Below are 23,358 nucleotides of genomic sequence, written 5' to 3'. Positions count from 1 at the left end.
GGGCACGACCCGGCGTCCCTGCCCGCGCCCATCCGATTCGGCCACGCGCGGGCCGGGACAGAAGGTGACACGTCAGCGGCGGCGCCGGAGCGCGGGGGCGGGCCATCGCGATCCTGGCCGATCAGCCCGTCGCGGCCACCTCCAACCGCCACGGCACACCTTGTCCGAAACTCGCACCATTACGGAACGTCACAGAAGTGCGATCATCGATTCGGCGGGGCATGAGGACTACCAGGGGGTTTTCCATACGCTCCCACTTCGCGCCCCTGCAAGAGGGTCACGGAGAGTGAGAATCCTCCGAGTGTCGACGACGTGGCGGGCACTCAGGACACAAGAGACAGGCAGGCACGACGTGGGCGCAGACGAACTCGCCTTCTGGCTGCGGGCGCGCACCGTGGGCGGCACCATCATCATCGAACTGCACGGCGAGCTGGACATGCTGGCGCACAGGGAACTCGGCCCGCGCATCCGCACGTTGGTGTGCCGGGGGGACGCCGACGTGGTCGTGGACCTGACGGCCGTGACCTTCCTGGACGCCGGCGGCATCCGGCTCCTCCTCGCCATCCGCGACCAGGTGGCGCGGCGAGGCGGTGTCCTGCGGCTGATACGCGGCACCCCGCGCATCTCCCGCATACTGCGGATCGTCCGGCTCGACGCCGCCTTCACCATGCTCGACGCGCTCCCGCACGCCTTGGCCGAAGACGCGGACGCCGAAGACGCGGACGCCGTGGGCGGGGGAAGACCCATGGGGTAACGCGGTACTGCTCGCACCGCGCGCGCTCGGCACGAGGGCGCGGGACGGCTCCCGCCCCGGCCACACACCGGCGCGTGCCCCGGGCGGCCGTCGGGTGACGCGGTCCCGCGCGCCCGGCACGACGGCACGGGCCACACGCGCCCCGGCCGCGCATCGGCGCATGCGTGCCCCACGCGCCGACCGGGCCGCACACCGGCGCGTGCCGTGACGCGACGTGCCCCCGCGCCCCACAATCCTCGGTTCGCCTACCCCGTGCAGCCCGCGCGGCGCCCCGCGCGGATCGCCCGTACCAGACCGGCCACCAGGGCGGCCCGCTCGGCCATGGTGTCCACCACCACGTATTCGTGGTCGGCATGGGCGCCGCCGCCCACCGCCCCCAGTCCGTCGAGAGTGGGCACCCCGAGGGCCGCCGTGAAGTTGCCGTCGCTGCCGCCGCCGACCGCCCTGCCTTCGAGTCCGGGAGCGAGCCGCTGGGCCAGCGCGAACAGTTCCGCCGACGCGGACTCGGGCATCGGGGGCCGGCCCACGGACCCCTCGACCCTGATCTCCGCCTCCGCGACACGCGGGACGAGCCCCGCGAAGGCGGCCTCGATCCGCTCCTTCTCCTCGGCCGACTCGACCCGGACGTCGACCACGACAGTGGCCTGCGCGGGCACCACGTTGTCCAGCGTTCCCGAGGACGCGACGGTCGGAGTGACGGTCGTGCCGATCTCCGGCCGCCCGAGCGCCGCGATGTCCAGGATCTGGTGGGCCGCCTCCACCAGGGCGTTGACCCCGGCCGCCGGTTCGAGGCCCGCGTGCGACGCCCGGCCCGTGATGATGACCTGGAAGGTGCCGCACCCCTTGCGGCCGGTCTTGACGCCGCCCCCGTCGGCGGCGCCCTCGCACACGAGCACCGCGCCGCAGGCAAGAGCGCGTTCCTCGATGAGGGCGCGCGACGAGTGGGAGCCGACCTCTTCGTCGGCCGTCACCAGGATCTCGACCCCGGCGCGGTCCTCAAGCGCCGCCACCGCGTGGACGGCCTGCACGAGGCCGCCCAGCATGTCGAAGACGCCCGGCCCGGTCGCGTGACCGTCCCTCACCCGGAACGGACGGCGCTCCAGGGTGCCGATCGGGAAGACGGTGTCGTGATGACCAAGGATCAGTACGCGTGGCTCGCCACCACCGGACCAGTGCACATGGGGTCCCGCTTCGCTCTCCACGAGCCGCGCCCTGCCGCCGAGCCGGTCCTCGATGACGGCGGCGACCGTGGCGGCCGAGGCCGCGAGTGCGCCCTGATCGCGCGAGGGGGACTCCACCTCGACCAGCGTCCTCAAATCCTCGATCATCGCGTCCACACTCACCGGAACAGCCCTGTGCATCGTCATGCGGCCAGGCTAATGGGCACTCGGGTGGCCTCCCCGAGCGCCCGTCGCGCCCCGCTCATTCGAATGAGGATTTGTCGATAGGGGGCGGTCATGGGGGTACTCGTCGAGTGAGGCCCCCAGCGGCGACGGACGGCATGCAGAGGTGAGTGATGTGACCGCACCCGAGGACCGGAGCACACCCGAGACCGGGCCGGAGCAGGACGACCGGACCACGTTGATCGGCGTCCGGACCCGAGGCGATGCGGATCTGGCGCTGAGATACCTCACCACGCGGTCCGAGACGCCGGCCCAGTTCGCGCTGGGCGCGGCCGCCGCCTACCGCTGGTCCCTCGGCCGCTCCGACCGCGCGCCTGTCACCGGCTCAGCGGCGAGGCATCTGCCGGACCTGACGCTCCTGACCGCCGAAGTGGACGCGGCCGTCGTCCAGCTCGAAGACCCCACATCCGACGGCGGCGTCCGTGACTTCACCCAGGGCGTGCACGACACGCTCGCCTGGCTGTGCGGCTACAGCGACCAGCGGGTCTGAGGGGACCGCCGGGCCTTCCCCGCGGGCCCACCCGCGCGGGTGCCGGGCGCGGGCGTGGGGGGCGCGCCGGCTCAGGACGCGTCGGTGCGCGAGAACACATGCTCGTCCAGGATCAGCCCGATCGCGACGGCCACCGGGATGGCGACCAGCGCGCCGACGATGCCGAGCAGCGCGCCCCCGAGCAGCACGCCCACCACGGTGACCAGCGGATGGACGTCGACGGCGAAGCGCATCACGCGGGGCACGATCAGGTAGTCCTCGGCGACCCGGAACGCGACATAGAAGCCGGCGGTCGCCAGCGCCACCGGCAGCGACACCGAGAGCGCCACCAGGCTGACGACGAAACCGCCGATGGTGGTGCCGACGATGGGGATGAGATCCATCAGGGCGATGAAGACTCCGAGCGCCGCCGGGTAGGGCACACCGGTGACCACGCACCACAGGAAGGAGGCCAGGCCCGCGATCACCGAGGTGAGCACATTGCCGAGCATGTAACGGCCCACCCGGTTCAGGATCTCGTCGGTGACCTCGCGAGTGTGCGGGCGTTTGGTGGCCGCCACGAAGCGCAGGCAGAACCGCTTCAGGGACGGCAGGAAGGCCATCACGTACACCGTCACGACGATGACGACGACCGCTGAGGTCACCGCGCCCACCACGACCCGGCCCGCGCCGAGCAGACCGCCCGCGAGCCCGGCGGCGCCACCGGACGAGAACAGCTGCTTGATCTTGTCGAGTACGTGGTAGCGGTCCTCGAATCTGCCGAGCGCCGAGTTGTGGTCGTGCACCTCGCGCAGCCAGCCGGGCACCGCCTTGACCAGCGCGTTCACCTCGTCCGTCACCGGCGGGACCACCAGCGCCAAGAACCCCGCGAACAGCGCGAGGTTGACGACGAGGACCACGAGGACCGCCCAGCCGCGGCGCAGCCGGTGGCGGGTGAGCCAGGCGACGACAGGTTCGAGGGCCAGGGCGATGAACACGGACAGGAGCAGGAGGGTCAGAAGACTGCCGACCTGGAGGACGGTCTGGACGGTGAGCCACGCCAGCGTCGCGCCGAGGCCGGCGGCGAATCCCACCGCGAGCCAGGAGTTGCCGCCGACCACGGTCCGTCTGCCGGGACGCACGCGCGGGGAGTTCGCCGGGGGCCCGGTCGCCGGCCGCTCGGGGCCGCCGCCCTCAGGCCCGGCCGTACTCACCGGGGCCCCCAAAACTGCCCGGCGCGGGCGAGGCGCAGGCGCGTGATGCGTGCATCTGCCGGTACCTCTCTTCGAGACCGTGGCGGGGGCGGGGCCCGGCCCGCGCGAGCCCTGGCCTTGGGCGTCAGGACAACGTGGCCGCCGGTGCCTCTTCCCCAGTGACCCTAGCCAGGTATCCCGTCACCGGCCTCGTATGCCGCCCGCCTGACCGCCATCCGGCTGAGCCTCGGCGGCCGGCCGTCAGTTCGTACGCCCGTGGCCCGCGGCCAGGGCCGGCTCTTGCCCGGGGGTGATTGACCCCGGATCAGCCGGGTACTGGAGGGGCCCGGGAGGATCGGTTCTTCCGGCACTCCCCGACGGCCCCGGCACCGCGCGCCGTCGTCGGCGCGCCGGTCGGCGGTGCTTTCATGAGCAGGCCCGAAAACCGGGCCTGACAGCTGATCACGGGTCGGGGTCGAGGTGATGCAGGGATGGGCCGAGCGGCGGCCGTGACCGCGGAAGTGCTGCTGTGGTGGTTGCTCCTGACGGGCGGCTGGCTCGTCCTCATCAGCACGGTGGACGCCCTTGAGGTTCTTGTGGGAGCTTTGGCCGGCCTGCTCGCCGCGGTGGCGGCGGCCGGTGCGCGCCGGGCGATGAGCGGCTGGTGACCGGCTGGCTGGTGGCGGCGACGGCCCTGCTCGCGGCGGGGTTCGGCCCCGTGGTGTGGGGGGTGTCGACCGGTCCGCTCGAACGCCGGGTGGTCGCCCAGAACTTCGGCACATCCGTGGTGTGCCTGGTCATGCTGCTGCTCGCGCAGGCGTACTCGCGGCCCTCGTACGTCGATCTCGCGCTGGTCCTCGCCGTGCTCGGACCGGCCGGCACCCTGGTGTACGCGCGGCTGCTCGCCGAGGACCTTGACGACCGTCCCCCGCACGCCAACCTGCTGACCGCGGTGGCCGCGGTGGCCACCGGGGCAGTGGTGGTCGCGGCGTGCGTGGCCACCGGGCCCGGCCGCGCGATGGTCAAACTGCTCCTGATCGGGGTGCTGCTCGTGGCCGGGAACGTGATCGCCTCGCGGGCCCTCGCGGGCGGCTTTCCCGCCTTTCCCTCGGGCGGGGGCGCCGCGAAATGACCGACGCCCTGATCCTGGTCTCGCTGCTGCTCGTCGCGGCGTCGGCGACCGCCGCCGTGGCCGTGCGCGATCCGGCCCGTCAGGCGCTGGTGCTCGCGGTGCTCGGTCTCGCGCTCGCCGTCCTGTTCACGGTCCTCCAGGCCCCCGATGTCGGCCTGTCCCAGCTGGCGGTGGGCTCCGCGCTCACCCCGCTGCTCATCCTGCTGTCCGTACGCAAAGTGCGCCGGCGCGGACAGCACAGGAACGGTGGCCAGTGAGCCGCAGGACGCGCCGCTGGGTACTCGCGGTGGGCATGCTCGCGGTCGCCGCCCTCTACGCCGCCGCCGCGCTGCGCATGCCGCACTTCGGGGGCGCACACCACCCCTACGGCGACCGCGCGGTCGCCGCTGCCCTGTCCCGGCACACCGCCAATGTCATCTCCTCGGTCAACTTCGATCTGCGGGCCTTCGACACCCTGGGTGAGGAGAGCATCCTGTTCGCCTCGGTGCTGGGCACGGTCGTGCTGCTGCGTCAGACCCGCGACGAGCGCGAGGTGGCGCCGGCCCCGGCCGAGGTCGCCGCTCCGGTACGCCGCTACGCGCTGATCATGCTGCCCGTCGCGCTCCTGAGCGGCCTGTACGTCATCGCGCACGGCCAGCTCAGTCCCGGCGGCGGCTTCCAGGGCGGGGTGGTCGTGGCGACCTCGCTGCACCTGTTGTACATCGGCGCCGACTACCACGCCTTGGAGCGGATCCGTCCGGTCGGTCTGTACGAGGTGGGTGACGCGGCGGGCGAGGCCGCCTACCTCGTCCTCGGCGTCGCCGGGCTGCTCGGTGGTTCGGCGTTCCTCGCCAACACCCTGCTTCCGTACGGCACGTTCAACACGCTGGCCTCGGGCGGGACGGTGCCGCTGCTGAACGCGGCGGTCGGCATGGAGGTGGCCTGCGCCGTGGTGGTGCTGCTCGCCCGCTTCCTCGACCAGGCGGTCGAGATCGAGGACGGCGACGTCAAGAAGGGCGGGAACCGATCATGAGCGGGGGCGTGAGGCCACAGTGATGTCCACAGTGCCGTATCTCGTCGCGGGCTGGATTTTCCTGGTGGGCTGCTACGGGCTCGCCACCAGCCGCCATCTGGTGCACGCGGTGGGCTGTCTGACGGTATGTCAGTCCTCGACCTATGTGCTGCTGCTCGCCACGGGCTACCGCAAGGGCGGGACGGCCGCCGTCTTCTCCGACATCGAACCGGGCTCACGGCCCCTGGTGGACCCCGTCGTGCAGGCCCTGGCCCTGACCGATGTCGTGGTGGGCGCCACGGTCACCGCACTGCTGCTGGCTCTGGTGATACAGGTCGCCAAACGTCACGGCACGGTGAATCCCGACGAACTGTCGGAGCTGCGCGGATGAACCACCTGCTCCCCCTGGTCGTGGCCCTGCCCCTGCTCGGCGCCGCGGCACTCGTGGCGGCCGGGCGGCGCCTGCCGCGCCTCGCGGCCGAGCTGACCGGCTGCGCCGTCGCGGCCGCCACGGCGGGGCTCGCGACCGCGCTGTTCCTCAACTCCTCGGCCGGCGCCGTCGAATGGGTCGGCGGCTGGCGCCCCGAGGGCGGCGAGGGCGTGGGCATCGTCCTGGTGGGCGACGGACCCGGCACCGGCATCGCCGCCCTCGTCTGCGTCCTCGTCGTGTCCGTCCTGGTCTACTCCTGGCGGTACTTCGACGAGCCCCCGCAGCGCCACGCGGGCTCCTTCCCTGCCCTGGTGCTGCTCTTCCAGGCGGGCATGTGCGGCTTCGCGCTCGCCGGCGACCTCTTCAACGCCTTCGTCTTCTTCGAGCTGATGAGCGTCGTGGCGTACGCCCTGACCGGCTACCGCGTCGAGGAGGCGAAGGCCGTCCAGGGGGCCCTCACCTTCGGGGTGCTCAACTCCCTGGGCGCGTACGCCACGCTGACCGGGATCGTGCTGCTGTACGCGCGCACCGGCGAGCTGGGCATGCGGCAGATCGGGCAGCACCTGGACGCTCGCGGAGGACCTGACGCGCTGGTCCTCGCGGGCTTCGCGCTCGTCCTGACGGGGCTCCTGGTCAAGGCGGCGGCGCTGCCGTTCCACTTCTGGCTGCCGGACGCCCACGCGGTGGCGCCCACGCCGGTGTGCATGCTGCTGTCCGGCGTCATGGTCGAGCTCGGCGTGTACGGAGCGTGGCGGGTGTACGCGACGGTGTTCGCGGGGCCGGGCGGCGTTCCGGCGCCGGACGCCGAACGCGCCCTGGTGGTGCTCGGCGTCCTCACCGCGCTTGTCGGCGCGCTGATGTGCTGGCAGCAGCGGCACATCAAACGGCTCCTCGCGTACTCGACGGTCGCGCACACCGGCCTCTTCCTGGCCGGCGTCGGCCTCCTGAAGCCGCAGGCGTCGGTCGGGGTGGCCCTGTACGTCCTTGGCCACGCGGGCGTGAAGGCGGCCCTGTTCGCCTGCACCGGCATCCTGCTCGACCGCTACGGCAGCGTGGACGAGCACGAACTGCACGGCCGCGCGCGGGAGTTGCGGGTGGTCGCCGTGCTGTACGCGGTCGGCGCGCTGGCCCTCGCTGGGCTTCCGCCCTTCGGCACGGGCCTCGGCAAGTCGATCACGGAGGAGGCGGGTGGCGCGGGGTTCACCGTGCTGTTCGTGGCCGTGTCGGCGCTCACCGGCGGCGCGGTGCTGCGGGTGACGGCCCGGGTGTTCCTCGGGCTCGGGCCACGGCCGTTGGGCGACCCGGGGTACGAGACGAGCGGAGGGGGTGAGGAGCCGGAGACGCGGGGCCGGATCGGTCTGGTGCCGGCCACGATGGTCGCGGTGCCCGCCGTACTGCTCGCGGGGGCCCTGGCCGCAGGGCTCGTCCCGGGTGTGGCCTCGGCGGTGGGCCGCTCCTTCGACGCGGGTGCGCCCCACGCGCCGCACTGGTCCCTGCCCGGCGTCCTGCTCGGGCTCACCTCGGCCGTGCTGGCCCTCGGCCTCGCGGGCGCGGCGGTGCGCGGGCCCGCGCGCCGGGAGCCGTCCCCGTGGACGGCGCCCCTGCGCCGGCTGCACTCCGGGCACATCGGCGACTACGTGGCCTGGCTGCTCGTGGGCACCGCCCTGCTCGGCGGCCTGGCCCTGCCGGGCATCCTCACCGGCTGACCGGCCCCTTGGCGCCGCTCCCCCGCGACGCACGCGACGACGGCCCCTCGCGCGCTCTGGGTGCGCGGGAGGGGCCGCCATGACGCGGGGCCAGATCACGCCCGGGTCACATGGGGTCGATGCCACGCCCCTCGGACGCCATCTGGCTCTGCTCCTTGAGGTGGCGTGCCTTCTCCTTCAGACGCCGGCGCTCCTCCGGCTCGGTGGCGCGCTCAGCGGCCTGCTCCAGCTCATCGGCCTTCTGCCGCATCTGGCGGGCGCGGGCACCGAACTCGTCTGCGACGCTCATGATCACTCCTGGACTCGGGTGGGTGGTACGGCTGTGCCCAGCCAAACAGCGCCCCGCCCGCCCCGCATCCCGAACAGTCACACACCGTTATATTTCGGGGCAGAGCGCAGCCATTCGAGTAATCTTCCGCTCGCCTGTCATGACGCCTTGATCGCGGGTAAGCGCTCGCCATGACCACCTTCGCTTCCTCACAGATCCTGGCCTCCGGTTCGACGTCCTGGCTGTTCACGGGTGTGGGCGTCGTCATCGTCGCCGTCCTTCTGGGCACGTTCTGGTTCGGCAGCCGGCGCGCGGCGCGCAAGCCGACGCCTCCGCAGGAGCCGCAGCCCCGCTCGGAGTCCTGGGACACCCCCAATTCCGCGCAGCCGCCGGAGCGTTCAGATCCGCCGAGCCGTCCGTAACCCCGGCCGCGCGGCGTCGGCCGGCCCGCTCATCCGCCTGCCCGCTGCGAATGGGCCGCCCGGTCGGAGAGATCACTCAGCCGCAGGGGCCTCGCCGGCGGGTCCGATACGACCAGCCGCGTCTCGGTCCGCCCCTCGGAGGTGACCCGCAGCAGTTCGCCGGGCTCCAACAGGCGCCAGCCGGGATGCTCGTCCATGGGCTCGCTGGCGACGACACACGCCGAGGCGTCGGCCAGGTCCCCGGACTGCACGCGCAGATGGCCACCGCTACCACTGTGGTCCAGGTGCCGGGCCCCGTGCGGGCCGCCCGGCTCACGCTCCAGTACGTACAGCTCGTGCGTGGCGGGGTAGCGCAGGGCCCACAGCTCGTCCACGGTCGCGAGGACGAAGTTGAGGGAGTACACGGGCAGATGGGCCGCGGCCCAGCGCGCGGCGCGCTCGATGCCGAGGCCGATGTCTCCCCCGGCGTCCCGGATCTCCCGTGTGATGAGCGCGAAGAACCGCTCGGAGTCCGTCTGACCGCGCACCAGGGACAGATCGGGGCCGAGCCGCGCCTCAAGGGCCGGCAGGTCTTCGATCACCCCGTTGTGCGCGAAGAGACGCCCCTCCTGCTCGAAGGGGTGGGTGTTGGCCTCGCTCAGGTTGCCGGTCGAGGCGAGGCGGATGTGGGCGAGGAAGGTCGCCGAACAGATCTTGCGCGCCTCACGGGCGAAGTCGCGGTCCTGGTACGCCGCGTCCGGTGCCTTGCGGACCTGGGGCGCGCCGTCGGCGTCGAAGTAACCGAGCCCCGTGCCGTCCGGGTCGCGGTGGCTCTGGACCGAGAGGCTGTCGGGGGCGTCGAGCAGCCAGAAGGTGGCGCGGCTGCGGCGCGGGGCGCTGCTCAGTCCGAACAGACGACACATGCTGACGCCACCTCCGCTCGCGCGGCCGGGACCGGCCCCGTGCGGGCATCGTGCCCGCAGGGGCCGCCGAGCGCAACGCACGTGCGGGCCCGGGGGCTCTAGCTGGGGGTGCTGAGGGTGAACGTGGCCCCGTCGGGGTCGCTCAGGCGGACCCAGGGGCCGGCGGGTGAGATGCCCTCGGCGAGGATCGTCGCACCGTGCCGACGGGCCGTGTCGGCATGGGCCCCGGGGTCCTTGACGGTGAAGTGGGTGTGCCAGTGCGGGCGCAGGCTCGGATCGGGTGCGGCTTCCACCGCTCCCGAGGTCAGCCGCGCCACCACGTGCCCGCCGTGGCGCAGGACGACCTCGTCGTGCTCGTAGCGCACATCGCAGCAGCCCGGCCGCTCGCACGCCCAGTCCAGGACCTCCCCGTAGAAGATCGCCGCGTCGAAGGCGTCCCGGGTCTGCAACCGCGTCCAGGCCGGCGCCGTGTCGCGCCACGTCTCCCACTGCGACACCAACGGCCCCTGCCACAGCCCGAACACCGCCCCGTCCCGGTCCGCCGCCAGCGCCCCGCGCCCGGTGTGCAGCGCGACCGGGCCCACCGCCACCGTGCCACCGCGCTCACGGATCCGGGACGCGGTGACATCGGCGTCCTCCACCGCGAAATACGGCGTCCAGGCCACCGCGACCTGGAGCGCGGGCGCCAGCGCGCCGATCCCCGCCACCGGCACCCCGCCCGACGAGGCGATACGGAACTGCTCACCCAGCGCCCCCGAGCGGAACGTCCAGCCGAAGACCGTGCCGTAGAAATCGAGCGCGGCACTCAGGTCCCGCGCCATCAGGCTCACCCAGCACGGCGCCCCGAACACCGGCGCGCCGGAGCCGAGTCGGGCCGTGGAGTCTGTTGATGGGGGCGTCAAGAAGGGCCTCGCTTCCAGGTGTGCGACACACCGCTGCTGGTCTTTCCCACTATCGCGCCGAAGGGCCTTGGATGCCTGTTGGCCGCGCGGGGCCGACTGGCATCCAAGGCCCTTCGGTGCCGTCCGGCGTTGTCCGCGTGCGCGGCGCCGATCGCGCGGTGCGGCACTGATCGGTCCTCCACCAACACGAGACCCGTGCGGGGCCAACGGGTCTCGTGTTGCGGATGCCGCCGTACGGGTCATGCTGGAGGCATCCGCGCTGTGCTCACCTGGCTACTTTTAGTAGCCCTTGCGTGGTTGCGGACGCGGGAGTGGCCGGCGAGCCGCTCCCGCCGACAAGGGAGCCGTAGTGGTAAGCAACGACAGTCCCCGCCAGTACACCTTGAGCCTGCACGCGACGCCGGAGCGCATACCGCAGATCCGGCGCATCGTCGCCGCTCATCTGCGCCACTGGCGATTGGAGAACATCATCCAGCCCGTCAGCCTGGGCGTGTGCGAACTGCTCACCAACGTCCACCGCCACACCCGGGGCGATCAGCCCTGCGTCCTTGAACTGCGGTGGGCCCGTGGGCAGTTCGCGGCGTCCGTGGCCGACAGTGACCCGCGTCTGCCGCGCCTGCACGGGCCCCAGCCCTTCGCCGAACGCGGCCGCGGCCTCGCCCTGGTCGCCCACCTCAGTGACAGCTGGGGCACGCACCCCACCGCCGGCGGCAAAGTCGTGTGGTTCACGCTCACCGCCCAGCCGCAGGCGCTGCGCCCGCTGCGCGCCCTGCCGCCGACGCCGGTCCTGAGCACCACCGTGAGCGTCGCCGAGCTGCCGCCCCGGGAGCCCCGGGCCCCGGCGCGGCCGTCGCGCTCCGACCAGTGGTGCCTCAGCGACGCCTGAGAAGCGGGCGGCGCCGGCGGCTGATGGTCCCAACCCGTCCGGCGCCTGCGTTCCTCCGTACGCGAGGAACGTACAGGCGGACTACCACGGGGCGGGCGGAGGAAACCTCCGCTCTTCTGCGGGTCCGCCTTCGTGCGGGGAACACGCGCGCAGGGGGAAGGCATCCCGCGCGCGGGATGCCTTCCCCCTGCGGCCGACGCCGCCCAACCAGGCGCCTCAGGCCGCGAGTTGGTCGACCAGGGTCTCGCAGAACGCCTTCAGGTCGTCCGGCTTGCGGCTGGTGATGAGGGTGCTCGGGCTCGACGTGCAGACCTTGACCTGCTCATCGACCCAGGTGCCGCCGGCGTTGGTGATGTCGGTGCGCAGGCTGGGCCACGAGGTCAGGGTGCGGCCGCGCAGCACGTCCGCCTCGACGAGCGTCCATGGCGCGTGGCAGATGGCCGCCACCGGCTTGCCCTGGTCGAAGAAGCCCTTGGCGAAGGCGACGGCGTCCTCGTCCATGCGCAGCGCGTCGGGGTTGGCCACGCCGCCGGGCAGTACCAGGGCGTCGTAGTCGTCCGGCCGTGCCTGGCTCACGGTCCGGTCCACCGGGAAGGTGTCGGCCTTGTCCAGGTGGTTGAAGGCCTGGACGTGACCGGAGTCGGTGGAGACCAGTTCCGGTGTGTGGCCCGCCTCCTTCACGGCCTTCCACGGTTCGGTCAGCTCGACCTGCTCGATGCCTTCCGTAGCCACGAGAAATGCCACCTTCATGGTGTCGCTCCTTATCCGAGTGCACCGCGCGGATCGCGGTGGGGTTCATGTCCTGTCGCGGAACCGGCGCACCGCCCATCCGGCGGCGGCCAGCGCGCCCAGGGCCCCGCCCAAGGTCAGGACGGGGTGCTGGGCCGTCATGACCTGGTACGAGCGGGCGTGGGACTGGTCGTCGAAGATGCCGTGGGCGCCGTGGTCGTCGCCCGGCGCCTTGTCGAGGGGCTGCCACAGATTGCCCCGCGAGGTCTCCGGCTTCAGGTCCTGGCGCTGCTGCGAGTCGTATCCGGTCCGGGCCAGATAGCGGTCGAGCAGCGCGGGTACGAAGCGGTTGGCCCAGACGGTGGCGACCGTGGAGGCGCCGACGTAGTACTGCTTGCGGCCGGGGTGGTCGGCGGCGAAGACCACGGCGCGCGCGGCGACCTCCGGCTGATAGATGGGCGCCACGGGCTGCGGATGCCCCGAAAGGCGCGACCGTACCCAGGAGAACTGGGGCGTGTTGACGGCGGGCATCTGGACGACGGTGATCCGTACCCGGCTCTTGTTGTGCAGGAGTTCGGTGCGCACGGACGAGGTGAACCCGTTCACGGCGTGCTTGGCCCCGCAGTAGGCGGACTGCAACGGAATGGAGCGCTCCCCCAGCGCGGAGCCGACCTGCACGATGGTTCCCCGGTCGCGGGCAAGCATGCGCGAGAGCGCGGTCTGCGTGCCGTGCACGAACCCGAGGTAGGTCACCTCGGTCACCCGCCGGAACTCCTCGGCGGAGATCTCGTCGAAGGGCGCGAACACCGAGGTGAAGGCGACGTTGACCCATACGTCGATCGGTCCGAAGGCCGCTTCGGCGGCTTCGGCGGCCTTCTCGACCTGGTCGGCGTCGGCGACGTCCACGGGGAGCGCGAGGGCGCGCCCGCCGAGCTCCTCGACTTCCGCCGCGGCCGCTTCGAGCCCGGCCTCGCCACGGGCCAGCAGGGCGATCTGTGCGCCACGCTCGGCGAACAGCCGGGCGGTGGCGCGGCCGATGCCGGCGCTCGCTCCGGTGATGACGACGGTCTGGGGCATGGCATTCCTTTCGGGACGCGGCGGCGGTCGTGCGGCTCGGGCCGCCCGGTCAGCCGGAGCGGTGCGGCTCGGCGTCGGCGGCCTTGAACGTCAGTCCGTGGCCCGGGACGCCGTCGGCCCCGGGGGTGAGGTGACCGCCCTGGGGGTCCAACGCCCCCTCGAACCACAGGGATTCGATGCGGACGTGGTCGTGGAACCACTCCAGGTGGCGCAGGTTGGGTACGGCGCGGGCGGCCGCGGCGTGCGCGTGCGGGGCGCAGTGGCCGGAGATCTCCAGGCCGAAGGCCTCGGCGAGCGCGGCGGCCCGCAGCCAGACGGTGATGCCTCCGCAGCGCGTGGCGTCCGCCTGGAGGCAGTCCACCGCGCCGGCCCGCAGCATGTGCCCGAAGTAGGCGAGGGTGTAGCCGTATTCACCGGCCGCCACGTCCACGGCGGTGCCCGCCCTGACCCGGGCGAGGCCGTCGAGGTCGTCGGACGGGACGGGCTCCTCGAACCAGGTGACGCCGTGATCGTCGAGGAAGCGGGCCATCCGGGCGGCCTGTTTGACGGTGTAGGCGCCGTTGGCGTCGACGTACAGTTCGGTGGCGTCGCCGATGGCCGCGCGCGCCTTGGCGATCCGCTCACGGTCGCGGTGCCCGGCGCTGCCCCAGGACTCCCCGATCTTGATCTTGACGCGGGGAATGCCCTGGTCCTCGGCCCAGTGGCGCAGCTGGCGTTCCTGTTGCCGGTCGTCGTACGTGGTGAAGCCGCCGCTCCCGTACACCGGAACGTGGGGCACGGCCGGGCCGAGCAGGTGCGTCAGCGGGAGGCCGAGCAGTCGGGCCTTGAGGTCCCACAGCGCGATGTCCACGGCGGAGATCGCGCCGGCGACCAGACCCGGGCGGCCGTCGTTGCGCACCGCCCGGGTCATCGCCTCGTTCAGGCCCGGCACGTCCCAGGCGGGGCGGCCGGTGACCACGGACGCCAGATGGCCGCGGATGTACGCCGCGGTCTCCGGCGCCCCATAGGTGTAACCGAACCCGGTGGTGGTACCGGAGCGGGCGTGGACCACGACCAGGGTGGTCTTGTCCCACGCCAGCGTTCCGTCGCCCTCCGGCGCGTCGGTGGCCAGCGTGTAGGCGGCCGCCTCGATCGCGTCGACCGAGGGGGCCTCACCGGCCGGTGCGGATGGGGTCACTCGTCGCCGTCCGGGTGGCGGTGGCGGGTGCCGGGGAGCATTTCCTGGACCTTGGCCTTGAGGCCTTGACGGATCATCCCGGCGCGGTCGCTGTCGCCCTTGAGCACCGAGGCGGCCGCTGCCTCGATCTGGTCGAGCGAGGCGTGCGGCGGGATCGGCGGCACGGCCGGGTCGGTGCGGAAGTCGATGACGAAGGGGCGGTCGGCGGCGAGCGCCTGACGCCACGCCCCCTCGACCTCGTCCGGCTTCTCCACGCGGACGCCGCCGAGGCCGATGGAGCGCGCGAAGTCGGCGTAGGCGACGTCGGGCAGGGACTGGGACGGCAGGAATTGCGGGGCGCCCGACATGGCGCGCATCTCCCAGGTGACCTGGTTGAGGTCCTGGTTGTTGAGGACCGCGATGACCAGGGTGTGGTTGCTCCACTCCTGCCAGTACTTGCCGGCCGTGATCAGCTCGGCGAGCCCGTTCATCTGCATGGCTCCGTCGCCCACGATCGCGATGGCCGGCCGGTCGGGGTGGGCGAACTTGGCGCCGATCACATACGGCACGCCCGGCCCCATGGTGGCCAGGGTGCCCGAGAGCGAGCCCCGCATGGCGCCGCGCATGCGCAGGTGGCGGGCGTACCAGTTGGCGGCGGAGCCGGAGTCGGCGGCCAGGATCACGTTGTCGGGGAGCAGGGCGTCGAGGGCGTGCACTACGTGCTCGGGGTTGATGGGATCGGCCTCGACCGCGGCGCGCCGCTCCATCACCTCCCACCAGCGGGCGGTGTCCTTCTCGATCTTCTTGCGCCACTTGTCGTGCTTCTTGCGCTTCAGGAGCGGGATGAGGCGCCGCAGGGTGCCCGCGGAGTCGCCGACGAGGTTGACCTCGAAGGGGTAGCGCAGGCCGATCATCTGAGGGTCGATGTCGATCTGCACCGCGCGGGCCTGGTCGAGTTCGGGCATGAACTGGGTGTAGGGGAAGCTCGATCCGATGACGAGCAGGGTGTCGCAGTCCTGCATCATCTCGTAGCTCGGCCGGGTGCCGAGCAGGCCGATGGAGCCGGTCACATACGGCAGGTCGTCGGGCAGCGCGTCCTTGCCGAGCAGCGCCTTGGCGACGCCCGCGCCCAGGACATCGGCGATCTGCTCCACCTCGGCGCGGGCACCGCGGGCGCCCTGGCCGATGAGGATGGCGACCTTCTCACCGGCGTTCAGGACCTCGGCGGCCCTGGTGATGTCCTCGTCCGCCGGGACGGGGGCGTAGGAGGCCATGCCGAGGCTGGAGGGCACCATCTTGAAGGCGTGCTGGGGCGGGGAGTAGTCGAGTTCCTGCACGTCGGCGGGGATGATGACGGCGGTGACCGTGCGCTGGGCGCGGGCGACGCGCATCGCGCGGTCGATGACGTTGGGCAGCTGCTCGGGGACCGTGACCATCTCGCAGTAGGCGCCCGCCACGTCCTTGTAGAGGCTCAGCAGGTCGACTTCCTGCTGGTAGGAGCCGCCCATGGCGCTGCGGTTGGTCTGGCCGACGATCGCGACGACGGGCACATGGTCGAGTTTGGCGTCGTAGAGGCCGTTGAGCAGGTGGATGGCGCCCGGCCCCGAGGTGGCGGCGCACACGCCGACCTTGCCGGAGAACTTGGCGTAGCCGACCGCTTCGAAGGCGGCCATCTCCTCGTGCCGCGCCTGGATGAACTGGGGCTTGTTCTCGGCGCGCCCCCAGGCGGCGAGCAGGCCGTTGATGCCGTCACCGGGGTAGGCGAAGACGTGCTCGACGTCCCACTCGCTCAGTCGCTTCAGGACGTAGTCGGAGACTTTGATCGACACGGGGGCTGCCTTTCGCTGTTCGTTCACTGGGTGCTGGGGGTGTGGGGGCAAGTGGGCTTGGCCGCGGGGGAGTTGGCCGCACGGGAGTTGGTCGCCCGGGTCACCTGCGGCGCCGGCGGGTCCAGGCGTAGAGGGCGGCCGCGCCGGCGCCGAGCGCGAGGCCCGCCGACGCGGTGGCGAGCCGCGCGTCCCGGGCCGACGGCTCGGGGCGGGCGGCCAGCTTCTCGGGGTGGTCGGCGGGCAGCGGCCCGTCGAGACCGAGGGCCAGCGCCTCGGCCAGGTGCAGCGCGCGGCGCCCGGTGTTGCCCTGCTCGATCTGGGTGCGGCAGCTGAATCCGTCGGCGACGACCAGGGTGCTGGGGGCGGCGCCTCGGACGGCGGGCAGGACGCCCAGTTCGCCGATCTTCATGGACACGTCGTAATGCCCCTGCTCGAAGCCGAAGTTGCCGGCGAGGCCGCAGCAGCCCTCGTCCAGGACGTCCGCGTCCAGGCCCATGCGGCGCATCAGCTCACGGTCGGCGTCGTCCTTGAGGACGGCGTGCTGGTGGCAGTGGGTCTGCACCAGGGCGGTCCGGGAGAGGGCGGGGGGCCGCCAGTCCTCGGGGGCTCGCTGGAGCAGGAATTCGGCGAAGGTCTTGAACTGCTCGGCCAGACGTTGCACGTCCTGGTCGTCCGGCATCAGTTCGGGCGCGTCGGCGCGGAAGACGGCGGTGCAGGACGGTTCGAGCCCGACGATCGGCGTGCCCGCCTCGGTCCAGGGCCGCAGGACGTCGAGGGTGCGGTTCAGTACGCGGCGGGCGGCGCCGAGCTGGCCGGTGGAGATCCAGGTGAGCCCACAGCACACGGCCTTGGCGGGGACGGCGACGTGGAACCCGGCGCTCTCCAGGACCCGCACCGCCGACTTGGCGACGTCGGGGTGGAAGTAGGTGGAGAACGTGTCGGGCCACAGGACCACGGTGCGTTCGTCGGCCGGGTCCGGTTCGGGCAGGCCGCGCGCGGTCCACCACTGAAGGAACGACTCCTCCGCGAACGCGGGCGCCTCGCGCTCGGGCGCCACACCCGCGAGCCGTTTGCCGAGCGGGGCGAGGAGCGGCGCGTGCGCGAGGGCGTTGACGACGCGGGGCGCGAGCCGGGTCAGGCGGGCCCACACGGGCAGCCAGCCCATCGTGTAGTGGGCAGCCGGGCGCGGCCGGCCGGCGTAGTGGTGGGCGAGGAATTCGGCCTTGTAGGTGGCCATGTCGACGCCGGTCGGGCAGTCGGACTTGCAGCCCTTGCAGGCCAGGCACAGATCGAGCGCGTCGTTGACGGCGGTGGAGCGCCAGCCGTCGGTCACCGCCGAGTCGGCGTGGCCGTCCAGCATCTCGAACAGCAGCCGCGAGCGGCCGCGTGTGGAGTGCTCCTCCTCGCCGGTGGCCCGGTAGGAGGGACACATGACGCCGCCGGAGTGGGTGCGGCAGTTGCCGATCCCCACGCAGCGCAGGACCGCCCGGTTGAAGGAGCCGTTGTCGTCGGGGAAGGCGAAGTGCGTGTCGAGTTCCCGTGGCCGCCAGCGCGGGCCGAGCCGCAGGTTCTCGTCCGTGCGGTAGGGGCTCACGATCTTGCCCGGGTTCATCCGCCCGGGTGGGATCGAACAGGGCCTTCATCTCGCCGAAGGCCGCCACCAGCGGTTCACCGAACATCCGGACCAGCAGCTCCCCCCGGCCCTGCCCGTCGCCGTGCTCCCCCGACAGCGAACCGCCGAAGGAGGCCACCAAGTCGGCCGCGCGGAAGAGGAATTGACGGAAGGCGGCCACCCCTTCGGCGGTCTTCAGGCCGAACGGGATGCGAGTGTGCACACAGCCCTGGCCGAAGTGCCCGTACAGCGAGGGGTGGTCGTAGTCGAACTCCTCGAACAGCTTCTTGAGCTCGCGCAGGTAGTCGCCCAGGCGCTCGGGCGGCACCGCCGAGTCCTCCCAGCCCTCCCAGGTCTCCCGCTCGTCGGGCGGCCGCGCGGTCACGCCGAGCCCGGCCTCGCGGGCCTTCAGCATCTCCTGCTCGCGCGTGGTGTCGTCGGAGAACGCCACCGAGGCGTCCTTCTCGTCCCGTCCGAGCGCCCGCAACAGGTCGTGGGCCTGGCCGTCCACCTCGTCCTGGCTGTCGCCGGTGAACTGCACCAGCAGCCAGCTCTCGCCCTCGGGGAAGCTCTCCAGGGATTCGAGGTAGGCGTGCTCCTCGCGCATGAGCTGCGCCATCCGCCCGTCGAGCGCCTCCAGTTGGGAGGGTGAGCTGTGTTCGAGCAGACGCGGCACGTCGTCGGCGGCGGCGCAGATGTCGCTGTAGCCGAGCACGAGGATCGCGTCGCACGGCGGCACGGGAACGAGATCGAGCTCGGCGCGCAGCACCGTCACGAGCGTGCCCTCGCTGCCGACCAGAGCGCGGGCCAGGTCGAAGTCGTTCTCCGGCAGCAGCGAGTCCAGGTTGTAGCCGGAGACCCGGCGGGGGATCTTGGGGTAGCCGCGCCTGACCTCGGCCAGGTTGCGGTCGATGAGGTCCTTGAGCCCCTGGTAGATCTCCGCGCGGCGACCGCCCTCGGCGACGATGGCCTCGAACTCCTCGGCCGTGGTGGGGCCGACCCACATCCGGGTGCCGTCATAGGTGAGCACTTCGAGCCGGCGCACGTTGTCGACGGTCTTGCCGAACGCCTGCGCGGACGCGCCGCAGGAGTTGTTCCCGATCATCCCGCCGAGCGCGCAGTGGCTGTGGGTGGAGGGTTTGGGGCCGAACTTCAGCTTGTGGGGCGCGAGTTGGCGGTTGAGTTCGTCCAGTACGAGGCCGGGTTCCACCACGCAGGTGCGCCGGTCGGGGTCGACCGAGACCAGGGCGTCGCAGTACTTGGTCCAGTCGATGACGACCGCCGTATTGGTGCACTGCCCCGCCAGACTCGTGCCGCCGCCGCGCGACAGGACGGGAGCGCCGAACTCCGCGCACACCGCCACCGCCTCGACTGCGGCGTCCACGGAGCGGGGCACGACCACGCCGATCGGGACCTGGCGGTAGTTGGAGCCGTCGGTGCTGTAGGCGCCACGGCTGCCCGCGTCGAACCGCACCTCGCCGTCGACCCGCTCACGCAGGGCCCGCTCAAGACCCGCGCCGTCCAGACCGGCGCCGCCCAGATTCGCGGTGCCCGGGCCCGCGCCGTCCCGCTCCGCGTCCTCTGCTCGCGCGTCCAGTTCACGGCCGGCCGAAGCGGGGCTGTCGGGCATCTGCATCACTCCAGTTCTCGTCTTCGACCGTCGCTCCCCCCGCGCCCGGCGAGTACCCGTGAGCGGGGTGCCCACACCCTCCCTACGGCTACCGGACGCCGGTCGCCCCCGCCACTCGGCCGTCCGCCGCCGCTCGCGCGTGCGGGGGCCCGGCGCCCCGCCTAGGGTGGCAGGGGACGGGGTCCCCAGTGCCGGACGAACTCGCGGCCCCGGGACGGTTTCCCCGGGCCCACTTCGGCCACCCGGAGAGGGACGCGTCGCGTCCCGCACCCGTGAGGAGTCCGCATGACGGAATACGGCTACTTCCTGTCCAGCGAGGAACACACGCCCGCCGAGTTGGTGGAGCAGGCCCGAATGGCGGAGCAGGCCGGGTTCACCTCGCTGTGGATCTCCGACCATTACCACCCGTGGAACGGCGAGCAGGGGCAGAGCCCGTTCGTCTGGTCGGTGATCGGTGCGCTGTCCCAGGCGGTCTCGCTCCCGGTGGAGACCGCCGTGACGTGCCCCATCGTGCGAATGCACCCCGCCGTCGTCGCCCAGGCCGCGGCCACGAGCGCCGTACAGCTGGGAGGGCGCTTCCGGCTCGGGATCGGCAGCGGGGAGGCCCTGAACGAGCACATCCTGGGCGATCCCTGGCCGGAGGCCGCCGTCCGCCTGGAGATGATGGAGGAAGCCGTCAGGGTGATGCGTCAGCTCTTCACCGGCGAGCAGGTCAGCCACCACGGCAAGCACTACACGGTGGAGAACGCACGGCTCTACACCGTGCCCGACGAGCCCGTTCCCATCGACGTGTCCGCCTTCGGGCCGCTCGCCGCCGAGGTGGCGGGACGGATCGGGGACGGCTTCATCACGATGGCGCCCGACGCCTCCGCCATCGAGCGCTTCCGGCGCAGCGGGGGCGGCAGCAAACCGGTGATGGCCGGGCTCAAGGTCTGCTGGAGCACCGACGAGGAGGAGGCGCTGCGCACCGCGCACCGTCTGTGGCCCAATGAGCAGCTGCCGGGCGAGCTGGCCCAGATCCTGCCCACCCCGGCCCACTTCGAGCAGGCATCCGAACTCGTCACCCCCGACCGCGTACGCGAGAACGTCACGTGCGGACCTGATCCGGACGCTCATGTCGCGGCGGTCAAGGGGTATGTGGATGCCGGGTTCGACACCGTCTACATCAACCAGATCGGCAAGGACCAGCAGGGCTTCTTCGACTTCTACCGCACCAAGGTGCTGCCCCGGCTCGGCTGAGCGGGACCAGAACCGAGGCGGCCCGCGCAAGGACAGCGACGCACCGACCACGGGAGTGACATGACCCGCCCGCACCAGCACGACACCGGCTCCGCCCCGTCCCACCCCGACAGCGCGATGGGCGAAGTCCTCAAGGAGTTCGAGGACGCGCAGACGCGTGACCCCAAGAAGGCGGGACGCAAGGACGCCCACGACGGCGAGGCGGGAGACGCGCTGACGCCGAACGAGCACGCGCAGGAAGAGGCGTCCGACGACTGAGGCGCGATGCCGCGACGCAAGCGGTGCCGCACCGCGAAAGGACGCCTGCCGGGGCTCTGGTCCTCGGCAGGCGTCCTTTCGCGGTGCGCCCCGCTGTTGGGGAGGCACGGCCCTGTTGTTGGGGAGGCACGGCCCTGTTGTTGGGGTAGCGCGGCCCTGTTGTCGGGGTGGGCGCGGCCTGCCTCAGCCCTCGCGTTCCATCTGGGCGAAGATGCTCGTGTCCAGCTGGGAGAGGAGTTCGGCGGGGTCGCGGTAGACGGCCACCGCGCCCGCTTCTTCGAGGTCCGCGCGGGGAATTCCCCCGGCGAGCAGCGCCACGGCGCGCACGCCCGCGGCCGAGGCCGCCTTCATGTCCCAGACCGTGTCCCCCACGAACACCGCGTCCGAGGACGTGGCCTCGGCCAGCTCAAGGGCCCGCTCGACGGGGTCCGGTGCGGGTTTGCCGTCGCTGACGTCGTCCGCGCTGGCCACGCCCGCGATGACGTCGTCGGCGTCGATGGCGCGGCGCAGGGCCTTCAGCTCGGGTCCGCCCGCCGATGTGGCCAGGACGATGCGCCAGCCCCGCCCGGCGAGCTCGCGCAGCAGCCGGCGCGCGCCGTCGAGGGCGGGCAGGCGGTCGAAGTAGGTGCCGTACAGGGCGGTGTGCGCGGCGTTCAACGTCTCGTCCTGGTCCTGGTCGCGGTCCTGGCCGAGCAGATGCCCGATGAGGTCGTCGGAGCCGAGTCCGACCGCCCGGTGGATGTCACGCATCGTCACGTCGTGCCCCGCCTGGCGGAACGCTTCCCACCAGGTGACCACGTGCAGATGGTTGGTGTCGACGAGAGTGCCGTCGACGTCGAACAGCGCCGCACGTGCCATGCGTCTTGCCTTTCGTTACGTGCCCGGGTTGGTTCCGCTCCCCTGCCGATCATGCCGTGCGTCCCGGCCCGCGACATCCGCGGACCGGGAAACGGCTCATGCCGCGCGCCGCTGCCCCGGAAGGTCCTCGGACGCACGCTGCGTGTCCGGCTCGGGCGCCTCGTCCTCCGCCAGATCCGGCACGGCGGCCAAATGGCGGCCTTGTGGCGCCTCGGCGGGCTCGTCCCCGCCCAGCAGGAGCTCTTCGTATCTGCCGAGCCCCAGGACGGCCATCAGCATCAGGCTGGGCAGGAAGACGGCTATGAGGACCACGGCAACTCCTCGTACGGGAGACGGGTCTGCCCGGACCGGGTTGCCCGGGACGCGTGATTGAAACCTGTCGCGCGCAAGTCGTTCCCAGGGCGCATCCTGGCCGCGTACGCCCCGCGACAGGGGGTACTCGGCGAGCCGTCGGCGGCGGTCCTCGCGCGGACGGAGGTTTTGGCCGCAGCGGATCGGCAAAGGGTGGAATATGGTGCAAATCGGCTACACGATGATGACCGAGCAAGCAGGCCCCCGCGCCCTCGTCGAAGACGTGGTCGCGGCCGAGCGTGCGGGCTTCGACTTCTCCGTCACCTCCGACCACTACTTCCCGTGGCTGGAGTCCCAGGGGCACGCGCCCTACGCGTGGAGCGTCCTGGGCGCGGCGGCGCAGGCGACGAGCCGGATCCCGCTCATGACCTACGTGACCTGTCCGACGGTCCGTTACCATCCGGCGGTCGTCGCCCAGAAGGCCGCCACGATGCAGTTGCTGTCCGAGGGCCGCTTCCGCCTCGGCCTGGGCTCCGGAGAAAACCTCAACGAGCATGTCACGGGCGCCGGTTGGCCCTCGCCGCAGGTGCGCATCGGGATGCTGGAAGAGGCCGTCGAAATCATCAGGGACCTGTTCTCCGGCGAGACCGTCAACCACCAGGGCACGTACTTCGACGTGTCCAACGCGCGTCTGTGGGACCTTCCGGACGAGCCGGTGCCGATCGGCGTCGCGGTCTCGGGCGAGCGGTCCTGTGCGCTGGCGGGGCGCCTCGCCGACCTGGTGATCGCCACCGAGCCCAAGAAGAAGCTGATCGACGCCTTCGACCGGCACGGCGGCCAGGGCAAGCCCCGGGTCGGGCAGCTGCCCGTCTGCTTCGACACCGACCGAGACGCGGCGATCGCCCGCGCCCACGACCAGTTCCGCTGGGCGATGGGCGGCTGGCCGGTGAACTCCGAACTGCCGGGCCCCTCGGGCTTCGCGGGCGCGACGAGCTTCGTGACCCGTGACGACGTCGCGGACGCGATCCCGTGCGGCGACGACGTCTCGGCGTTCGTCGAGGCCGTACGCCCCTACGTCGAGGCCGGGTTCACGGAGGTCGCGCTCGTCCAGGTGGGCGGCGACCACCAGCGCCCGTTCATCGAATGGGCGGAGCGGAAGCTGCTTCCCGCGCTGCGCGAACTCTGACCCACGACGACACCCGAGACGACGACACCCGAGGA

24 protein-coding genes and 1 pseudogene are annotated in these 23,358 nt (G+C 72.2%); 13 read left to right on the top strand and 12 right to left on the bottom strand.

What is annotated here, in order from left to right:
* Window positions 1-352: 352 nt before the first annotated feature.
* A complete protein-coding gene (locus ABR738_RS35605) occupies window positions 353-754 on the top strand; it encodes an STAS domain-containing protein (RefSeq protein WP_350234103.1) in 402 nt (133 codons plus the stop codon).
* A 245-nt stretch (window positions 755-999) separates the two neighbouring features.
* Here ABR738_RS35605 and ABR738_RS35600 read toward each other — a convergent pair whose 3' ends face one another.
* Window positions 1,000-2,121 carry a M20 family metallopeptidase gene (locus ABR738_RS35600; protein WP_350234102.1) on the bottom strand — a complete coding sequence of 374 codons (1,122 nt, stop codon included), beginning with the start codon at window positions 2,119-2,121 and terminating at the stop codon, window positions 1,000-1,002.
* Between the two features lie 151 nt (window positions 2,122-2,272).
* Between ABR738_RS35600 and ABR738_RS35595 the strand changes: the two genes are divergently transcribed.
* Window positions 2,273-2,647 (top strand): hypothetical protein, encoded by a 375-nt coding sequence (locus ABR738_RS35595; protein WP_350234101.1) that lies wholly within the window; start codon window positions 2,273-2,275, stop codon window positions 2,645-2,647.
* A 71-nt stretch (window positions 2,648-2,718) separates the two neighbouring features.
* Here ABR738_RS35595 and ABR738_RS35590 read toward each other — a convergent pair whose 3' ends face one another.
* Window positions 2,719-3,768 (bottom strand): AI-2E family transporter, encoded by a 1,050-nt coding sequence (locus ABR738_RS35590; protein WP_350234100.1) that lies wholly within the window; start codon window positions 3,766-3,768, stop codon window positions 2,719-2,721.
* A gap of 542 nt (window positions 3,769-4,310) precedes the next feature.
* Here ABR738_RS35590 and ABR738_RS35585 point away from each other — a divergent pair.
* Genes ABR738_RS35585 through ABR738_RS35560 form a run of 6 tightly spaced genes read left to right on the top strand, consistent with a single transcriptional unit; the run spans window position 4,311 to window position 8,078 of the window.
* A complete protein-coding gene (locus tag ABR738_RS35585; protein WP_350234099.1) occupies window positions 4,311-4,487 on the top strand; it encodes a hypothetical protein in 177 nt (58 codons plus the stop codon).
* Window positions 4,484-4,951, top strand: a complete 468-nt coding sequence (locus ABR738_RS35580; RefSeq protein WP_350234098.1) for an MrpF/PhaF family protein — start codon at window positions 4,484-4,486, stop codon at window positions 4,949-4,951. The genes ABR738_RS35585 and ABR738_RS35580 overlap by 4 nt, the downstream gene beginning before the upstream one ends.
* Window positions 4,948-5,208 (top strand): Na(+)/H(+) antiporter subunit B, encoded by a 261-nt coding sequence (locus tag ABR738_RS35575; protein ID WP_350234097.1) that lies wholly within the window; start codon window positions 4,948-4,950, stop codon window positions 5,206-5,208. The genes ABR738_RS35580 and ABR738_RS35575 overlap by 4 nt, the downstream gene beginning before the upstream one ends.
* Window positions 5,205-5,963 (top strand): hydrogen gas-evolving membrane-bound hydrogenase subunit E, encoded by a 759-nt coding sequence (gene mbhE / locus ABR738_RS35570; protein ID WP_350234096.1) that lies wholly within the window; start codon window positions 5,205-5,207, stop codon window positions 5,961-5,963. Before ABR738_RS35575 ends, mbhE begins: the two co-directional genes overlap by 4 nt.
* A 22-nt stretch (window positions 5,964-5,985) precedes the next feature.
* The gene (locus tag ABR738_RS35565; protein WP_350234095.1) at window positions 5,986-6,333 is read left to right on the top strand and encodes a sodium:proton antiporter; all 348 of its coding nucleotides are present in this window, start codon (window positions 5,986-5,988) and stop codon (window positions 6,331-6,333) included.
* Window positions 6,330-8,078, top strand: coding sequence for a complex I subunit 5 family protein (locus tag ABR738_RS35560; RefSeq protein WP_350234094.1), 1,749 nt, complete (start codon window positions 6,330-6,332; stop codon window positions 8,076-8,078). The genes ABR738_RS35565 and ABR738_RS35560 overlap by 4 nt, the downstream gene beginning before the upstream one ends.
* A gap of 106 nt (window positions 8,079-8,184) precedes the next feature.
* Here the strand turns inward: ABR738_RS35560 and ABR738_RS35555 are convergent, their stop codons facing one another.
* Entirely contained in the window at window positions 8,185-8,367 is a 183-nt protein-coding gene (locus ABR738_RS35555; RefSeq protein ID WP_350234093.1) for a DUF6381 family protein, read from the bottom strand.
* A gap of 170 nt (window positions 8,368-8,537) precedes the next feature.
* Between ABR738_RS35555 and ABR738_RS35550 the strand changes: the two genes are divergently transcribed.
* Window positions 8,538-8,768 (top strand): DUF6479 family protein, encoded by a 231-nt coding sequence (locus tag ABR738_RS35550; RefSeq protein ID WP_350234092.1) that lies wholly within the window; start codon window positions 8,538-8,540, stop codon window positions 8,766-8,768.
* 29 nt (window positions 8,769-8,797) lie between these two features.
* Here the strand turns inward: ABR738_RS35550 and ABR738_RS35545 are convergent, their stop codons facing one another.
* Window positions 8,798-9,670 (bottom strand): class II glutamine amidotransferase, encoded by an 873-nt coding sequence (locus ABR738_RS35545; protein ID WP_350234091.1) that lies wholly within the window; start codon window positions 9,668-9,670, stop codon window positions 8,798-8,800.
* Window positions 9,671-9,768: 98 nt separating this feature from the next.
* Window positions 9,769-10,491 carry a VOC family protein gene (locus tag ABR738_RS35540; protein ID WP_350234090.1) on the bottom strand — a complete coding sequence of 241 codons (723 nt, stop codon included), beginning with the start codon at window positions 10,489-10,491 and terminating at the stop codon, window positions 9,769-9,771.
* A 430-nt stretch (window positions 10,492-10,921) separates the two neighbouring features.
* Here ABR738_RS35540 and ABR738_RS35535 point away from each other — a divergent pair, with 430 nt between their 5' ends.
* A complete protein-coding gene (locus tag ABR738_RS35535) occupies window positions 10,922-11,458 on the top strand; it encodes an ATP-binding protein (RefSeq protein WP_350234089.1) in 537 nt (178 codons plus the stop codon).
* Between the two features lie 216 nt (window positions 11,459-11,674).
* Here the strand turns inward: ABR738_RS35535 and ABR738_RS35530 are convergent, their stop codons facing one another.
* The 5 genes and pseudogenes from ABR738_RS35530 to ABR738_RS35510 all read right to left on the bottom strand — a co-directional run bounded on the left by ABR738_RS35530 (window position 11,675) and on the right by ABR738_RS35510 (window position 19,491).
* Window positions 11,675-12,208: a type 1 glutamine amidotransferase domain-containing protein gene (locus ABR738_RS35530; protein ID WP_350234088.1), complete on the bottom strand. Its 534-nt coding sequence runs from the start codon at window positions 12,206-12,208 to the stop codon at window positions 11,675-11,677.
* Between the two features lie 45 nt (window positions 12,209-12,253).
* Window positions 12,254-13,264: an SDR family oxidoreductase gene (locus ABR738_RS35525; RefSeq protein WP_350234087.1), complete on the bottom strand. Its 1,011-nt coding sequence runs from the start codon at window positions 13,262-13,264 to the stop codon at window positions 12,254-12,256.
* Between the two features lie 49 nt (window positions 13,265-13,313).
* A complete protein-coding gene (locus ABR738_RS35520; RefSeq protein WP_350234086.1) occupies window positions 13,314-14,441 on the bottom strand; it encodes an enolase C-terminal domain-like protein in 1,128 nt (375 codons plus the stop codon).
* Window positions 14,438-16,249 (bottom strand): thiamine pyrophosphate-requiring protein, encoded by a 1,812-nt coding sequence (locus ABR738_RS35515; protein WP_350234085.1) that lies wholly within the window; start codon window positions 16,247-16,249, stop codon window positions 14,438-14,440. Before ABR738_RS35515 ends, ABR738_RS35520 begins: the two co-directional genes overlap by 4 nt.
* Window positions 16,250-16,349: 100 nt before the next feature.
* Window positions 16,350-19,491: pseudogene (locus tag ABR738_RS35510) on the bottom strand (FAD-binding and (Fe-S)-binding domain-containing protein).
* A gap of 285 nt (window positions 19,492-19,776) precedes the next feature.
* On the opposite strand from ABR738_RS35510, the gene ABR738_RS35505 reads away from it, so the two are divergent.
* Both ABR738_RS35505 and ABR738_RS35500 read left to right on the top strand, forming a co-directional pair.
* Entirely contained in the window at window positions 19,777-20,730 is a 954-nt protein-coding gene (locus ABR738_RS35505) for an LLM class F420-dependent oxidoreductase (RefSeq protein ID WP_350234083.1), read from the top strand.
* 60 nt (window positions 20,731-20,790) lie between these two features.
* A complete protein-coding gene (locus ABR738_RS35500; protein ID WP_350234082.1) occupies window positions 20,791-20,988 on the top strand; it encodes a hypothetical protein in 198 nt (65 codons plus the stop codon).
* 183 nt (window positions 20,989-21,171) lie between these two features.
* Here ABR738_RS35500 and ABR738_RS35495 read toward each other — a convergent pair whose 3' ends face one another.
* Together ABR738_RS35495 and ABR738_RS35490 are read right to left on the bottom strand one after the other, a co-directional pair.
* Window positions 21,172-21,846, bottom strand: coding sequence for an HAD family hydrolase (locus ABR738_RS35495; RefSeq protein ID WP_350234081.1), 675 nt, complete (start codon window positions 21,844-21,846; stop codon window positions 21,172-21,174).
* A 96-nt stretch (window positions 21,847-21,942) separates the two neighbouring features.
* Window positions 21,943-22,158, bottom strand: a complete 216-nt coding sequence (locus ABR738_RS35490; RefSeq protein ID WP_350234080.1) for a hypothetical protein — start codon at window positions 22,156-22,158, stop codon at window positions 21,943-21,945.
* A 199-nt stretch (window positions 22,159-22,357) separates the two neighbouring features.
* Here ABR738_RS35490 and ABR738_RS35485 point away from each other — a divergent pair, with 199 nt between their 5' ends.
* Entirely contained in the window at window positions 22,358-23,323 is a 966-nt protein-coding gene (locus ABR738_RS35485) for an LLM class F420-dependent oxidoreductase (protein WP_350234079.1), read from the top strand.
* Window positions 23,324-23,358: the final 35 nt, after the last annotated feature.

The organism is Streptomyces sp. Edi4, assembly GCF_040253615.1.
Classification (GTDB): domain Bacteria; phylum Actinomycetota; class Actinomycetes; order Streptomycetales; family Streptomycetaceae; genus Streptomyces.
This window is presented reverse-complemented; position numbering and strand designations above follow the sequence as displayed.